This is a genomic window from Kribbella sp. CWNU-51 (assembly GCF_054073265.1).
On sequence record NZ_JBSXMZ010000024.1, the window covers coordinates 98,961 to 113,661 of the forward strand.

General features: G+C 68.9%; 12 protein-coding genes. 7 read left to right on the forward strand and 5 right to left on the reverse strand.

From position 1 onward, the window contains the following. Positions 1 to 11 precede the first annotated feature (11 nt). Positions 12 to 860, forward strand: coding sequence for a TolB family protein (locus ACXC9Q_RS26025; protein ID WP_457059271.1), 849 nt, complete (start codon positions 12 to 14; stop codon positions 858 to 860). Here the strand turns inward: ACXC9Q_RS26025 and ACXC9Q_RS26030 are convergent. Next, the gene (locus tag ACXC9Q_RS26030; protein WP_457059272.1) at positions 857 to 2,104 is read right to left on the reverse strand and encodes an NAD(P)/FAD-dependent oxidoreductase; all 1,248 of its coding nucleotides are present in this window, start codon (positions 2,102 to 2,104) and stop codon (positions 857 to 859) included. The genes ACXC9Q_RS26025 and ACXC9Q_RS26030 overlap by 4 nt on opposite strands. A 94-nt stretch (positions 2,105 to 2,198) precedes the next feature. Between ACXC9Q_RS26030 and ACXC9Q_RS26035 the strand changes: the two genes are divergently transcribed. Further along, on the forward strand, positions 2,199 to 4,130 hold the full coding sequence (locus tag ACXC9Q_RS26035) for an exo-alpha-sialidase (RefSeq protein WP_457059273.1): 1,932 nt from the start codon (positions 2,199 to 2,201) through the stop codon (positions 4,128 to 4,130). 1,564 nt (positions 4,131 to 5,694) lie between these two features. On the opposite strand, the gene ACXC9Q_RS26040 is transcribed toward ACXC9Q_RS26035, so the two are convergent. Beyond that, complete coding sequence (locus ACXC9Q_RS26040; RefSeq protein WP_457059274.1) at positions 5,695 to 6,921, reverse strand: deoxyguanosinetriphosphate triphosphohydrolase; 1,227 nt, start codon at positions 6,919 to 6,921, stop codon at positions 5,695 to 5,697. Between the two features lie 110 nt (positions 6,922 to 7,031). Here ACXC9Q_RS26040 and ACXC9Q_RS26045 point away from each other — a divergent pair, with 110 nt between their 5' ends. Beyond that, on the forward strand, positions 7,032 to 7,757 hold the full coding sequence (locus ACXC9Q_RS26045; RefSeq protein WP_457059275.1) for a DUF899 family protein: 726 nt from the start codon (positions 7,032 to 7,034) through the stop codon (positions 7,755 to 7,757). Between the two features lie 25 nt (positions 7,758 to 7,782). Here the strand turns inward: ACXC9Q_RS26045 and ACXC9Q_RS26050 are convergent, their stop codons facing one another. Then, a complete protein-coding gene (locus ACXC9Q_RS26050; protein WP_457059276.1) occupies positions 7,783 to 8,388 on the reverse strand; it encodes a dihydrofolate reductase family protein in 606 nt (201 codons plus the stop codon). Between the two features lie 79 nt (positions 8,389 to 8,467). On the opposite strand from ACXC9Q_RS26050, the gene ACXC9Q_RS26055 reads away from it, so the two are divergent. Beyond that, complete coding sequence (locus ACXC9Q_RS26055) at positions 8,468 to 9,010, forward strand: helix-turn-helix domain-containing protein (protein WP_457059277.1); 543 nt, start codon at positions 8,468 to 8,470, stop codon at positions 9,008 to 9,010. Continuing rightward, on the forward strand, positions 9,004 to 10,278 hold the full coding sequence (locus ACXC9Q_RS26060) for an MFS transporter (RefSeq protein WP_457059351.1): 1,275 nt from the start codon (positions 9,004 to 9,006) through the stop codon (positions 10,276 to 10,278). The genes ACXC9Q_RS26055 and ACXC9Q_RS26060 overlap by 7 nt, the downstream gene beginning before the upstream one ends. On the opposite strand, the gene ACXC9Q_RS26065 is transcribed toward ACXC9Q_RS26060, so the two are convergent. Then, positions 10,218 to 10,844 carry a TetR/AcrR family transcriptional regulator gene (locus ACXC9Q_RS26065; RefSeq protein WP_457059278.1) on the reverse strand — a complete coding sequence of 209 codons (627 nt, stop codon included), beginning with the start codon at positions 10,842 to 10,844 and terminating at the stop codon, positions 10,218 to 10,220. The genes ACXC9Q_RS26060 and ACXC9Q_RS26065 overlap by 61 nt on opposite strands. A gap of 86 nt (positions 10,845 to 10,930) precedes the next feature. Here ACXC9Q_RS26065 and ACXC9Q_RS26070 point away from each other — a divergent pair, with 86 nt between their 5' ends. Beyond that, complete coding sequence (locus ACXC9Q_RS26070; protein WP_457059279.1) at positions 10,931 to 11,812, forward strand: alpha/beta hydrolase; 882 nt, start codon at positions 10,931 to 10,933, stop codon at positions 11,810 to 11,812. Here the strand turns inward: ACXC9Q_RS26070 and ACXC9Q_RS26075 are convergent. Beyond that, positions 11,777 to 13,303, reverse strand: a complete 1,527-nt coding sequence (locus ACXC9Q_RS26075; RefSeq protein ID WP_328522255.1) for a helix-turn-helix domain-containing protein — start codon at positions 13,301 to 13,303, stop codon at positions 11,777 to 11,779. The two genes, ACXC9Q_RS26070 and ACXC9Q_RS26075, sit on opposite strands and share 36 nt — an antisense overlap. Positions 13,304 to 13,477: 174 nt before the next feature. Between ACXC9Q_RS26075 and ACXC9Q_RS26080 the strand changes: the two genes are divergently transcribed. After that, on the forward strand, positions 13,478 to 14,695 hold the full coding sequence (locus tag ACXC9Q_RS26080; RefSeq protein ID WP_457059280.1) for a hypothetical protein: 1,218 nt from the start codon (positions 13,478 to 13,480) through the stop codon (positions 14,693 to 14,695). Positions 14,696 to 14,701: the final 6 nt, after the last annotated feature.

The following is a 14,701-nucleotide window of genomic DNA, read 5'->3' on the forward strand; positions in this document are numbered from 1 at the left end:
ACCTGGATGCCGTGCCGCGAACTCTTCGTCCTGGTCAACTGTCCGAGCTCTACGTCGTGGAGGTGGACACCGGCGAGAGCCGGCTGGTGTACAGCTCGTCCACGGTGCTGTTCGAGGCGCCCAACTGGACGCCCTCCGGCGACCTGCTGGTCAACGGTGACGGGCGGCTGTTCCGGGTCGGCGACGGGCTCGAGGAGATCGACCTCGGCGGGGTGCCGGCGATCAACAACGATCACGTGGTGAGTCCGGACGGCAGGACGGTCTATGTGTCGGCCGACGATGGCCATCTGTACGCCGTCTCGCTCGACGACGGCACGCCTCGACGCGTGACCAACGACCGTGGACCGGGCTACCACCACTACCTGCACGGGGTCTCGCCGGACGGCACCACCCTGGCGTACATCGGGTTGGAGCACGTCGACGGTCGCCGGATCACCAACGTGTGGACGATTCCGGCCGCCGGTGGGAACGACGTACAGGTCACCGACGACGAGCACGCGGACGACGGGTCGGAGTACAGCCCGGACGGGAAGTGGATCTACTTCAACTCCGAGCGAGCCGGGCACGCGCAGTTGTTCCGGATCCCGGCCGGCGGCGGCGAGGCCGAGCAGTTGACGTTCGACGAGCGGGTCAACTGGTTCCCGCACCCGGCACCGGACGGGTCGGCGATCGCCTACGTGAGCTTCCCGCACGGAACCGAAGGGCATCCGGCGGACGTCGACGACGTACGGCTCCGGCTGCTCACCGCCGACGGCGAGATCCGGGAGCTCGCGACGCTGTTCGGCGGCCAGGGCACGATGAACGTGCCGAGCTGGTCGCCGGACAGCACCCGCTTCGCGTACGTCGTCTACCCGCTCTAGACTTCGGACAGTTCGACCGAGGTGTCGGCCAGGCGGGCCGGGTCGACCTGCTTGCCGGAGCGGATCAGCTCCTGGATGGTGTCGGTCGCGCCCCAGGTGTTGACGTGCATTCCGGCCAGCACGTGCCGGTCGTCGTCCAGCCAGAACGCGACATAGGCGCCGGACTTCGGGTCGCCGCGCAGCACCACCTGGTACGACGTCCCGCGCGGAACGTCGCCGGCATACTCCATGCCGAGGTCGAACTGGTCGGTGAAGAAGAACGGGATCGCGTCGTGCGCGACGTCCTGACCGAGCATCGCCTTCGCGGCGGACTTGGCGGTGTCCTTCGCGTTCTGCCAGTGCTCGACCCGGACCGGGCGCCCGAACAGCGGGTGATCCCACCGCACCACGTCGCCGGCGGCGTACACGTCCTCGGCCGACGTGCGCAGATCCGGACCGGTGACGATGCCCGAGCCGTTCTCCCGGGTCGCGACCTCGATGCCGGCGTCCGCGGCGAGTTCGATGTTCGGCTGGACGCCGACGCCGACGACCACCAGGTCCGCCGGAATCACCTCGCCGCCGGTGACCCGCACCCCGGTCACCTTGTCGGTGCCCTCGAACCCTTCGACTCCGGTGCCGAACCGGAACTGAACCCCGTGCTGCCGGTGGAACTCGGCGAACAGCTCACCGATCTCTTCCCCGAGTACGGCGGCCAGTGCGGTCGACTGCGGTTCGACGACGGTGACCTCACACCCGCGTTCGCGCGCGGCCGACGCCGACTCCAGCCCGATCCAGCCCGCGCCGACCACGACCACCCGCGGCTTGGCGGCGTACGCGTCGGTCAGCGATTGTGCTTCCTCGGCCGTCCGCAGGTAGTGGACGCCGGGAAGGTCGGCACCCGGTACGTCGATCCGCCGGACCCGGCTGCCCGTCGCGATCAGCAGCTTGCCGTAGGACACCTGCGAACCGTCGTCCACGGTGACGGAGTGGGCCTTGGGGTCGATCGCGGTGACGGTCTTCCCGAGGCGCAGCTCGATGCTGTTGTCGTCGTACCACTGCTGGTCGTGCAGCTGGGCCACTTCGGGCTGATCCTTGCCGAGCAGCACCCCCTTGGACAGCGGCGGTCGCTCGTACGGCAGTGAGGTCTCGCTGCCGATCAGGACGATGCCGCCGCTCCACCCTTCGGTTCGAAGCGTCTCCGCCGCGGTCGCACCCGCGAGGCTCGCACCGACGACGACAATGGGCTGCTGGTCTGCATCAGTCATGCCTCCGACTCTAGTGCTCAAGGCCTTGTCGCGCTGTCGCCGAGTCATTACCGTGACGCAGGACATCATACGTCCTATGTCTTCTGGGAGTCCCATGCCCGCCCGCACTCCCGGCCGCCTCATGGCCGCCGCCCTCCTCGCCATCGGTGCAGTGTTGACAGCCCTCGTCTCCGCCCCGCCGGCCACCGCCGCCCAGCCGACGATCGCCGCCGGCCCGGCCGCAGCTCAACCTCCGGCGCCTGGCGCGGCGCCGTTCGTGGAAGACAACGTGCTGTTCCAGCAGAAGACCGACGGCTACTCGTGCTTCCGCATCCCGGCGATCGTCCGCGCGGCCAACGGCCTGGTGCTCGCGTTCGCCGAGGGCCGGGTCGCGGACTGCGGCGACGACGGCGACATCGACATCGTCCTGCGCAGGTCGTCCGACGGCGGCAAGACCTGGGGACCGCTCCAGGTGGTGTCGGACGGCAACGGCAGTACGCACGGCAACCCCGTGCCGATTGTCGACAATCGGACTGGTCGGATTGTCCTCATTACTACGCACAACAGTCCCGAGCCGTGCACCAACGGCTGCGACCGCGACCCGTACGTCCAGACCAGCGACGACGCCGGGGCGACCTGGACGGCGCCGCACGAACTCACCGACGCGAAGCTGCCCAGCTGGAACTTCTGGTACGCGACCGGCCCGATGCACGGCATCCAGCTCGAACACGGCAACCACGCCGGCCGGCTGATCGTCGGCGCCAACTTCGAGACGTACGACGGAGTCGGCAAGCACGTCTACGGCACCCACCTGCTCTACAGCGACGACTCCGGCGAGAGCTGGCACATCGGCGCGACCACCTCCCGTGACGACGGGAAGGTGATCGCGCAGGAGGTCACGGTGATCGAGCTGACCGACGGCCGGATCTACGCGCTGGCGCGCGAACGCGGCACCGACCCAGGGAGCCGTGCCTTCGCGATCAGCAGTGACGGCGGCGACACGTTCGACGCACCGTTCCGCACGCTGCCGCAGCTCGTGATGCCCGACGTCCAGGGCTCGTTGCTTCGCTTCAGTGCGCGCGATGACGGCGATCGGCGCAACAGGATCCTGTTCTCCGCGCCGGCTCATCCGGCGGCGCGCGAGGTGATGACGGTCCGTTCGTCGTACGACGAGGCGCGGACCTGGGGCACCTGGCAGCAGGGCAAGGTCTTCTACTGGGGACCGACGGCGTACTCCGACCTGGTCCGGCTCGACGGCGATCAGGCCGGCCTGCTCTACGAGGCGGGCGTCGCCACCCCGTACGAGACGATCCGGTACGCGCGGTTCAACGAGGCCTACCTGGCGACGCCGAACGGGACTCCCCCGGGCATTCCCGGACCACCCGCGCCCGGCCCGCTGACACCTGACACCGGTCCGGCGCACAACCCGGCGTACGTGCGGGGTGGAGCGACTGTTGCCCCCGGCAAGTTCGGGACCGGGCTCGCGCTCGACGGGGTGGACGATCGGGTCGAGGTCCCGTTCGACCGATCGATCGACCTCGGCGCCGACGACTTCACGCTGATGACCTGGATCAAGTACGGCGCGACCACCGGCTCCCACGCGATCCTCTGGGCCTATCGGACCGGTTCGGGTACGACACCTCAGGTCTGGTTGCGGGCCGAGCCGGAGAGCAACCGGATCCGGGCGCTCCTCGCGGTCGACCGCTTCAACATCACCGTGCAGTCGACGTCGGCGTACAACGACGACCAATGGCACCACGTGGTACTGCAACGTGCCGAGGGGAAGTTGAAGCTGCTGATCGATGGCGTCGACGTGAGCTCGGCGACCGCACCGCCCGGGTCGGTCACGGCGGGCAAGGAGTTCGGTGTCCAAGGCATCCAGGTCGGACAGCGAGTCGACGGCGCCAACCGCTTCCAAGGCACAGTCGACGAGATCCGCGTCTACCGCCGCGCCCTCTCCTCCACCGAACTCAACCAGATCCGCCTGACGAACAAGCCCATCCCCTCCCACCTAGGCCTATCCCTCCCCTTCACCACAATCAGCTAACCCTCGAGTCGTGACCCACGGTCGCCACACCCCCTTCCCCACAACCCCTTTCCACGACTCACCGACCCGAGCCACCCACGCTCTGGGAAGCCGAGGTGAGCGTTCAAGAGCGCCGACCACCTGAACCATTTGGGGGTCGCCCCCGGAACTGGTGGGTTGCCCCCTCGGATAACCAGGAGGCAACCCACCACCTGAGGGGTTGGCCCCTGAAATGGCGACGGCACTGCCGGGATGCCAGCGTCTTGCGAAGCCAGCGTGCCCGGGATCCGGCGCGCCCGGGGATCCGACGTACCCGGGATCCGGCGCGCCCGGGGATCCGGCGGGTCCGGGATCCCGGACCCGAGGACCCGGGTGCGGGAGGAGAGTCGTGGATCGCGGTTGCCACAAACTCCTTCCCCACAACCACATTCCACGACTCAGCGATCACCTGGCCGCTGACACGGTCGCGGTCAGGTGCCCGGGCCGGCGTACCGAACGCTCCCCGGAGTGACGGGCGTCGGCGGATGCGCGTGGTGGACGGAGCCCGAGGATCGGGGTGCCGGAGTACCGGGTGCCGGAGGGCGAGCATCTGGCCGCTGACACGGCCGCGGTCAGGTGCCCGGGCCGGCGTACCGAACGCTCCCCGGAGTGACGGGCGTCGGCGGATGAGCCTGGTCGACGGGGCCCGAGGATCGGGGTGCCGGGGTGCCGGAGGGCGAGTCGTGGATTGGGGCTGGCGAGACCGGATTCCCGGCAACCGCGGTCCACGACTCAACGATCGAGTCACCCAACGCCCTGGGCCGGAGGGCATCGGCATCGTCGACATGCCCTCCCGGCTCCGGACGTGCTCGTTGATGATGCGAGGTGAGCGTTCGGGAGCGCTGACCGCCTGATCATTCCAGGGGTTGACCCCCGAGCTGGTGGGTTGCCCCCTCGGATAACCAGGAGGCAACCCACCACCTGAGGGGGCAACCCCTGAAATGGGGACGGCAGTCGCGGGATGCCAGTGTCTTGGGAAGCCGGCCTGCCGGGGATCCGGCCTGCCGGGGATCCGACGTGCCGGGATCCGACGTGCCGGGATCCGACGTGCCGGGATCCGACGTGCCGGGATCCGGCGTGCCGGGGATCGGGGGGCCTGCGGAGCCGGGTGCGGGAGGCGAGTCGTGGATCGCGGTTGCCGCAACCCCTGAGCCCAAGCCCTTCCCCACAACCACATCCCACGGCTGACCGGGCACCTGGCCGCTGACACCGCCGCGAGACCGTGACGATGCCGTGGTCTCCCAGCTCTTGGTCGACTGGGGTACGGCGGGCGGTCAGGTGCACAGGCCGACGTACCGAACGTGCCATGCGGTCCGGGAGATCGGGCGGATGACTTGGCCGGTCCTCGGGGTGACGACGGGCAAGGCAACGTGGTGGTCACCGCCCGGGCGTCGGCGAATGGGCGTGGTCGACGAGCGCGAGGCTCGGAGCAGACGTCGAGCGCTGCAACGCGCGATCCGGGACTCGACGTCGGGCAGCTGGATGTCGGCGTCCGACAACGCCGTCGGGCAGATGTGTCGGAGGGGCTGCGGGTGCGGTGGGTGGGTCAGCGGACTAGTTGGGTGTGCCAGGCCTGGGCTGACGGGTCGGTGAGGGAGGCGACCTGGTCGACGATGACGCGGAGGCGCGCGTTGTCGTCGGCTGCCTCCGCGAAATCGGCTCGGAAGGCGGCGTCCAAGTGGAGCGGCGCCGTCTTCCACAGGACTTCGACGAGGTCTGTCAGCAACTGACGCTGGGAGGCCCGGCGGGCCTGGCGTTCGGGTGAGTTGAGCACGTGGAATATCCCGACGCCCTTGAGCAGTCCGATCTCGACGCGGACACCGTCGGGGATCACCAGATCAGCCTCGTAGCGGATCAGCCGCGACCGGCCGAAGACCGCATGCGTCGCCTGCTCGGCCGCGGTCGCGAAGCGGCCGATCAGCTGGCTGGTCAGATCCTTCAGTCCACCGAGCGCCCGCCGGCTGTCGTCGAACGGACCACCCGGCCAGTAGTTCAGCGACGTCAGCCGCTGCCAGCCCTCGTCCAGCTCGGCATCGGTTGCCTCCGGCAAGTACAACTGGCGGACGATCTCCCAGTACGGCGCGCGGTCGGCGTCGAACGCGGCGAGATCGATGTGGTGGGCAACGATCCCGTCCTCGACGTCGTGCACCGAGTAGGCGACGTCGTCGGCGAAGTCCATCACCTGCGCCTCCAGGCAGCGCCGCTCGCCGATGCCCTGGCGCAACCACGTGAAGACCGCGAGATCGTCGTCGTACACTCCGAACTTGCGCTCGCCCGGACGCCGGGGCCACGGGTACTTGGTGGCGGCGTCGAGGGTGGCGCGGCTGAGGTTGAGGCCGACGCTGCGGCCGTCTGCGTCGAACGTCTTGGACTCCAGCCGGGTCAACAGGCGCAGGGTCTGTGCGTTGCCCTCGAAGCCGCCGATGTCCGCGGCGAGCTGGTCGAGCGCCCGCTCTCCGTTGTGCCCGAACGGCGGATGACCGAGGTCGTGGGACAGACAGGCCGCGTCCACGATGTCCGGATCGCACCCGATGGTCGCGGCCAGCTCGCGGCCGATCTGCGCGACCTCGAGGCTGTGGGTCAGCCGGTTGCGGACGAAGTCGTCGCTACCGGCCGTCACGACCTGCGTCTTGGCCGCGAGCCGCCGCAACGCCGCGCTGTGCAGTACGCGCGCACGATCACGCGCGAACGCGGTCCGCCCCGGCCGCTTGACCGGCTCGGCGACCCATCGCTCGGCGTCATGCTCGTCGTACCACTCATGCTGCTTCCTCATCACTGCTCACAGTAGCGGCCGCTACCGACAGTTCGGTGAACAACCGGAGCGTGCATACTGCTGGGCTGACTGGGAACCAGAGGTACATCAAGGCAACGACGGGACCAGTCATGAAGGACAGCACAACCGCCGCCCTGCCTCCGGTCGTCGATCGCGACGCCTACCAGGCAGAGGTGGACGCACTGCGGATCCGCGAGAAGGCCCACACCCACGAGGGCGACGCGATCGCGGCGGCCCGGCGGCGACTGCCCATGGTTGAGGTGGAAGCCGGCCTCACGCTGACCGGACCCAACGGACCGCTCACCCTGCTCGACGCCTTCGAAGGGCGCAAGCAGCTCATCGCGTACTACTTCATGTGGCACCACGGCCACCCCGCGGCCGAGCAGTGCCAGGGCTGCACCTGGTGCAACGGCGACGTCGGAGAACTGTCCTACCTGCACTCCCGCGACATCACGTACGCCGTTTTCTGTCAGGGTCCGTACGCCGAAAGCGTCCGCTACCGCGACTTCATGGGCTGGCCGATGCCGTGGTACTCGGCCGTCGACTCCCTCAACGAGCTCCTGGTCGGGCGGAAGATCAACATGATGCACATCGTGTGTTACGTCCGCGACGACGACCGGGTGTTCGAGACCTGGTGGACCACCATCCGCGGCGTCGAGGCGATGGACAACAGCTACTCGCTGATGGACCTCACCGTGTACGGACGCCAGGAGGCACACGAAGACTCCCCCGCCGGCTGGCCACAACAGTGGGAGGTCGGCGGGCTGACCGCCGACGGCCGTCCCATCTCTCAGTGGTCACGCCTCGAAGCCGGCCGCTCTGACGACCTCACCTGAGGGGCGTGAATCGCCAGAGCGGTCTTCACGTCGAGACGCAGTAGCGAAGCCAGACAACGCCTCCTTCGAAGACCTCGGTGTTGGCGTGACGCAGCGGCAGCCGGCGCGTGTCACACCAGGGTCGGCCGATCCCGACGAGCACCGGATGCACCAGGAGGGCGAGCTCGTCGAGCAGGTCGAGGTCGAGCAGCGCGTTGACGAGCGCGCCGTCGGAGTCGACGCGGACCGTCTGGACTCCGCGGTCGCCGAGGACGTCGAGCGCCTCGGCCAGGTCGACCTGCTCGTACCCGGTGACGAGCTCGCGGGTCGTCGCGTCCGGCGGTCGCGCGGGCGTCTGGTCGGCGTACAGGGCGAGGACGTCGGACCAGTAGCCGAGCTGCCGTAGCGCCTCCCACTCCCGGACCCGCGCCCGGCTGTCGACGACCGCGAGCAGCGGACCATCCGCCCGCGGACCCGGCCGGGGAGCAGCCCGTACGGCGGTCTCCTGAGCGAGGATCGTGTCCGCGCCGACCAGCGTGACGTCCTCCTGCCACAAGGTCGCGAGCGCGTAGAACCGCGCGAGGTCGACGTCGAATCCCGACGTCACCCCGTCCAGCGAGACCGCCAGCTGAGCCACCACATGAGGCCGCATGCGCCACAAGCTACGGGCGGCCACCGACAGTTACCGAAATCGCTTGCAGAGACTCCTCTGCAGAGATTACTCTGCAAGCATGCGACGGATCGACGCGCGCAGTCTGCGCGGACTGGCACACCCACTCCGGATGAGCATCCTGGAGGCGGTCGAGCTCGACGGGCCGGCCACGGCGACCACGCTGGCGGCACGACTCGGCGAGAACACCGGGACGATCAGCTGGCACCTCCGGCTGCTCGCCGAGCACGGCTATCTCGAGGAGGACGTCGAGCGCGGGACCAAGCGCGAGCGCTGGTGGCGGATCCCGGGTCCGACCGTGCTCGATCCGGCCGAGTTCCGTGACGATCCGGAGACCAGCCGCGCGCTGGACGTCTACCTGCGCGGCCTGGTCGAACGGTACTTCGACCGCGTCCGCGCGTACGTCGACGAGAACTGGCCGGGCGAGTGGCAGCACGCGGCCGCACTGTCCGACTGGCGCGATCTCCACCTCACCCCGGAGCAGTTGCACCGGCTCAACGAGGAGATCGGTGCCGTCATCGAGCGCTACACCGGGGCGGAACCCGCCGGCGACAACGCCGAACGGGTGATCGTCCAGCTGCAGTCGTTCCCGCGCCGATCGTGAGCCTGCTGCGGCGGCATCGGGACTTCCGGCTGCTCTGGATCGGCGAGACGATCAGCCGGTTCGGCAGCGCGACCTCGTCGGTGGCGCTGCCGCTGATCGCGATCTCGATGCTTCAGGCAACTACCTTCCAGGTCGGCCTGCTGACCGCGGCCGCCTGGGCGCCGTGGCTGCTGATCGGGCTTCCGGCCGGCGCATGGGTCGACCGCGTACGCCGTCGCCCGGTCATGCTCGCCTCGTCCATCGCCTCGCTCGCGCTCTTCGCCGCGGTACCGATCGCAGCGCTCGCCGACCTGTTGACGATCCGCTTCCTGCTGGCCGTGGCGCTCCTCGCTGGAGCTTCCACAGTCCTCTTCCAGACCGCGTACACCGCCTATCTGCCCAGGCTGATCGACCCGGCCGATCACGCGGAGGGCAACACGAAGTTGCACGGCAGCGCGTCCGCCGCACAGATCGCCGGACTCGGCTGCGGCGGGCTGGTGGTCCAACTCGCCGGCCCGGCGAACGCGCTGTTCATCGACGCCGCCACCTTCCTCGTCGCACTCGCCTGCCTGTCAGCGATCCGGCACCGGGAGCAAGCCCCGGCGTTCGACCGCCAAGCCGGCCTGTGGATCGGGATCAAGCTGGGGATCGGCTACGTCGCGAAGGACGTCTGGCTGCGTACCCTCACCCTCTTCGGCGCGGTCTCGAATCTCGCGCTGATGGGCTATCAGGCGATCGTCGCCGTCTTCCTCGTCCGTGAAGCGAGCCTATCCGCCGGCACGGTCGGCGCCCTGGTGGCCGCCGCCACGAGCGGTGGCGTCGCAGGCGCCTTCGCCGGCCGTCGCCTGGCCGCACGCTTCGGCACCGCCCGAGCGCTTCTGCTGTGCGAACTCGGCCTGCCGACCCTCGCACTGCTCATCCCGCTGAGCACGGTGAGCCCCTGGCTCTACCTCGCCGACGGGTTCGGCGTCAGCCTCGGCGTTGTCGGCGGCAACGTCGTCAAAGCAACCTTCCAGCAGTCCTACTGCCCACCGGAACTGCTCGGCCGCCTTGCTGCGACAACGTCGTTCGTCAACTACGGAACGATCCCGATCGGCGCACTCCTCGGCGGAACGCTCGGCCAAACCCTCGGTCTCGGCCCGGCACTCTGGATCACCACCGCCGGCGTACCCCTCGCCGGACTGGTCCTCATCGCGTCACCGATCCGGCGGCGCCGGGATCTCCCGAGTCACCAGGGCAGCGTCGTACCGGCGACAGCCGCCGACTCCAGCCGGGCCTGGACGGCCTGACGGGCCTGGTCGTACGTCGTGTCGTCGTTGAGCAGGATCGATGCGAGATTCGCAGCCTCGTAGTACGCGTTGAGATCGAAGGCCAACAGCTTGGGATCTGCGGCCAACTCACCCCGCTCGACCGCTTCACCGATGGCGGTCGCGATCAGATCCATCCACTCGCGATGCACGCCGGCGAGCGCATCGTGTACCGCTCCTTCGCGGGCGGCGTACTCGTGCGAGACCTTCTGGAAGAAGCACCCGCCCGGGAACACCCGGCGCTGCGAGTACTCCAGCCAGTGCGTGCTCAACGCCCAGACCCGCCCGAGCCCGGGCTCGACCTCGAACGCCGGCGTCACCACGTTGTCGGCGTAGATCCGGCGCGCGGCCCGGATCGTCGCGAGTTGCAACTCCTCCTTCGACCCGAAGTGCGCGAACAGGCCGCTCTTGCTGATTCCGAGCTCGGTCGCGAGCCGCCCGATCGACAGCCCCTCGAGCCCGTCGACCGACGCGATGTCGACCGACCGCCGCAGCACCGCGCGGCGGGTCTGATCACCCCGCACCAAGCGTCCGTCGACCTTCTCCACGACTACCGATCCTAAGGCTGTTGACGTCCAGGCCCTGACAAACTAATAATACGACCGTTCGTATAGTTTGCCAGTCGAGGAGCGTCATGAAGAAGCTGATCAGCACCGGATTGTCGACAATCGGATCGTTGTCACCCCGACTGGCCGGACGCCTCGCGTTCGAGCTGTGGCGCCGCCCGATGGCCCGCGGCCAGGTCCGCGACTCCGAACGCACGATCCACGAGGCCGCGGGGGTCGAGGTCGTCGAAGGGGTCGTCAGCTATGCGTGGGGCGACGGCCGCCGCCCGGTCCTGCTCGTGCACGGCTGGCGTTCCCGCGCATCCCGGTACGCCGGTTTCGTCACCAGGCTGCTCGAGCTCGGCTACAGCCCGATCGCGTACGACGCTCCCGGCCACGGCGACTCCCCCGGGCCGATCGTCTCGATCCTCGGCCACCAGCGGATCATCCGCCGGCTCGAGGAGCGCCACGGCCCGTTCGAGGGCGTGATCGCCCACTCCCTCGGCGTCCCGTTCGCCCTGTACGCCGTCCGCGAGGGGGTCGCGGCCAAGCGGCTGGTGATGATCAGCGGGGTCGCCGACTTCGGCTACCTGGCCGACGCGTTCTGCCATGAGCTCGGACTGGGGCCGAAGATCAACAAGGTGCTCCGGCGGTCGATCGAGCGCCGCTACTTCGACGGCGACGACCAGATCTGGACCAGGTTCTCGGTGGCTACCGGCGACATCGACCTACTCGTGATCCACAACGACGAGGACGATGTGGTGGACCCCCGGCAGGCCCGCGTGCTGCTGCGGGCCTACGGGCCGCAGGCCCACTTCCTCGCGACGAGCGGCCTCGGTCACCGCCGGATCATGATCGATCCGGAGGTGATCACCGAGGCCGTCGCCTTCCTTCAAGACCGGCAGAGCCTGCAGGACCAGCAGAGCCTGCAGGACTCAGATGTCCCTGAACGTCTCGATCTGGGCGCCTAGCGAGTTCAGCCGGGTAGCCAGGTCCTCGTAGCCGCGGTTGATCACGTAGACGCTGCGCAGGACCGACGTACCCTTCGCGGCCATCATCGCGATCAGCGTGACCACGGCCGGGCGGAGCGCCGGCGGGCACATCATCTCGGTGCCGGAGAAGTGCGTCGGGCCCTCGACCATGACCCGGTGCGGGTCGAGCAGCTTGACCCGGCCGCCGAGCTTGTTCAGGTCGGTCAGGTAGATCGCGCGGTTCTCGTACACCCAGTCGTGGATCAGCGTCTGCCCGGTCGCCTTCGCCGCGATCACCGCGAAGAACGGCAGGTTGTCGATGTTCAGGCCGGGGAACGGCATCGGGTGGATCTTGTCGATCGGCGCGTGCAACTTCGACGGCCGGGTGGTCAGGTCGACCAGCCGGGTCCGGCCGTTCTCGGCCAGGTACTCGGCGCTGCGGCTGTAGTCGAGCCCCATCTCCTCCAGCAGCGCGAGCTCGATCTCGAGGAACTCGACCGGCGCCCGCCGGATGGTGATCTCCGAGCCGGTCACGATCGCCGCGGTGAGCAGGGACATCGCCTCGATCGGGTCCTCGGACGGGGCGTAGTCGACGTCCACGTCGATCTCGGCCTTGCCGTGCACGGTCAGCGTGGTGGTACCGATGCCGTCGATCTGCACGCCGAGCAGATCGAGGTAGAAGCACAGGTCCTGGACCATGTAGTTCGAGCTCGCGTTGCGGATCACCGTGACGCCGTCGTAGCGGGCCGCGGCCATGATCGCGTTCTCGGTCACGGTGTCGCCGCGCTCGGTCAGCACGATCGGCTTGCCCGGGGTGATCGCCCGGTTCACCACCGCGTGGTACTCACCACCGGTCGCCTTCACCTCCAGGCCGAACGGCCGCAGCGCGGCCATGTGCGGCTCGACGGTCCGCGTGCCCAGGTCGCAGCCACCGGCGTACGGCAGCTGGAAGGTGTCCTCGCGGTGCAGCAGCGGACCGAGGAACATGATGATCGAGCGGGTCCGGCGGGCAGCCTCGGCGTCCATCGCGCCCAGGTCGAGGTGGGCCGGCGGGACGATCTCCAGGTCGCCGGCGTCGTTCAGCCAGGTGGTCCGGACACCGATCGAGTTCAGCACCTCGAGCAGCCGGTTGACCTCTTCGATCCGCGCGACCTTGCGCAGGGTGGTGCGGCCCTTGTTCAGCAGGCTGGCGCAGAGCAGCGCGACCCCGGCGTTCTTGCTGGACTTCACGTCGATCGATCCGGACAACCGCAGGCCGCCGACGACACGGAGGTGGACCGGACCTCCACCGAGAGAGACAATTTCGGAGTCGAGTGCCTCGCCGATCCGGGCGAGCATCTCGAGGGTGAGGTTCTGATGACCCTTTTCGATCCTGTTCACCGCGCTCTGGCTGGTGTTCAGTACTTCCGCGAGTTGCGTCTGCGTCCAGCCGCGGTGCTTGCGGGCGTCCCGGATGAGGTTTCCGATCCGGCTCAGGTAGTCATCGGTCATGCGCCGGACCTTATCTCACATGTGAGATACCTATGCATCGACCCGCCGGTGCCAGCGTAGCCAATGTCACGTCGGCCCGCACACCGGGCCCCGGTCGACCCCCTCACCGTCCGTCGAACCAACAGCCGCCTACAGTTACTCCAACTCCCGCCGCCACTCGGAGAGGATCAGCAGATGCCCGACGACACCTCCGCCGCGGTGGTGACCGAGTTCGAGGCGGAGTCCTGGCCGCTCGAGGCTGCGGCCGACAGCCTGCACCAGGTGGTCGACGGGTTCCAGAACGGCGACACCCGCCCGCTGGTGATCGGCGACGGCGACCAGCCGGTGCTGGTGGTGCTGGCGATCGCGGACCTGGCCGACTTCCGGGCTCGGGTCGCCGAGCTGCTGTCCAGCCCGGTCGACGCCGGCTGGCTGCGGTACTACCTCCGATCGAACTTCGACATGAGCTCCGAGCGGCTGGTCGAGCTCCTCGGAGTCGACAGCGACCACGGGCTGTCCTCGCTGGCGAGTCAGGTGAACGTCGAGCAGGCCGCCGTACTGATGCCCGATCACCTGCGCCGGACCGAAGCCGGTGGGAACCCGCTGATGCTGATCGGCGACGGGATGATGGCGACCGCGGCGCTGGTGGCGTTCCCGGCGTTCCAGGTGCTGGTCGCGATGGAGGGCGGGGGCAAAGGCGAGGACGACTCCTGCGCCCACGACGACGAGGAGAAGCCGACCACGCCGCTGGAGGTGCTGGCCGAGCGGCTCGGGCCGGTGTCGACCCAGCTGGTCGCGCAGCTCAACGCCGGCCGCGCGCCCGGCCTGCCGCGGTACGAGCTGCACTTCGAGGACGACCTGGTCGACCACCTGCGGGACCTGGAGGCGCGAGCGCAGAAGGCACCGGGCGGCGGGGCGTACGACGAGCTGAACGGGCTGCTGCATCAGTTCGACCAGATGCGCAGCGGGCTGACCGAGGTCGACGAGGAGGAGCCGGCGGAAGCGCCGTACCTCGAAGCCTCGGACCTGAAGGCCGCGCTGCCGGATCTCCGGGACAACTACCGCGAGGGCGGCGACGACCCGTACCTGATCGGCCTCGACGGCCGTCCGCTCGCCGGACTCATCACCTTCGACCTCTACGAGGAGCTGCAGAAGGTGTCGGTCGAGCTGGACGGGACCGACGAGGCGCCGGTGCTCCCACTCCCCCAGCCACGCTGGGAGAACGGGCCGCCGCTGCTGCCGTTCGAGGTCGCGCTCGAGACCTGCGACGCGGTGATCGAGGACATCTCCAACGGCGAGGCGTCGATGATCTTCATCGCCGACGAAGACGGCGAGCCGGAACTGGTCCTCGCGCCACTCGTTTGGCTCTGGGCGTACGTCGACCACCTGGACCTGGAAGCCGCCGACGTCTGATGCGCC

What these genes read in the sequence shown, in the direction of transcription:
- ACXC9Q_RS26030 (WP_457059272.1), bottom strand. Translation starts at nt 2,104, where the DNA reads ATGACTGATGCAGACCAGCAGCCCATTGTCGTCGTCGGTGCGAGCCTC.
- ACXC9Q_RS26035 (WP_457059273.1), top strand. Translation starts at nt 2,199, where the DNA reads ATGCCCGCCCGCACTCCCGGCCGCCTCATGGCCGCCGCCCTCCTCGCC.
- ACXC9Q_RS26045 (WP_457059275.1), top strand. Translation starts at nt 7,032, where the DNA reads ATGAAGGACAGCACAACCGCCGCCCTGCCTCCGGTCGTCGATCGCGAC.
- ACXC9Q_RS26080 (WP_457059280.1), top strand. Translation starts at nt 13,478, where the DNA reads ATGCCCGACGACACCTCCGCCGCGGTGGTGACCGAGTTCGAGGCGGAG.
- ACXC9Q_RS26070 (WP_457059279.1), top strand. Translation starts at nt 10,931, where the DNA reads ATGAAGAAGCTGATCAGCACCGGATTGTCGACAATCGGATCGTTGTCA.
- ACXC9Q_RS26040 (WP_457059274.1), bottom strand. Translation starts at nt 6,921, where the DNA reads ATGAGGAAGCAGCATGAGTGGTACGACGAGCATGACGCCGAGCGATGG.
- ACXC9Q_RS26050 (WP_457059276.1), bottom strand. Translation starts at nt 8,388, where the DNA reads ATGCGGCCTCATGTGGTGGCTCAGCTGGCGGTCTCGCTGGACGGGGTG.
- ACXC9Q_RS26055 (WP_457059277.1), top strand. Translation starts at nt 8,468, where the DNA reads ATGCGACGGATCGACGCGCGCAGTCTGCGCGGACTGGCACACCCACTC.
- ACXC9Q_RS26075 (WP_328522255.1), bottom strand. Translation starts at nt 13,303, where the DNA reads ATGACCGATGACTACCTGAGCCGGATCGGAAACCTCATCCGGGACGCC.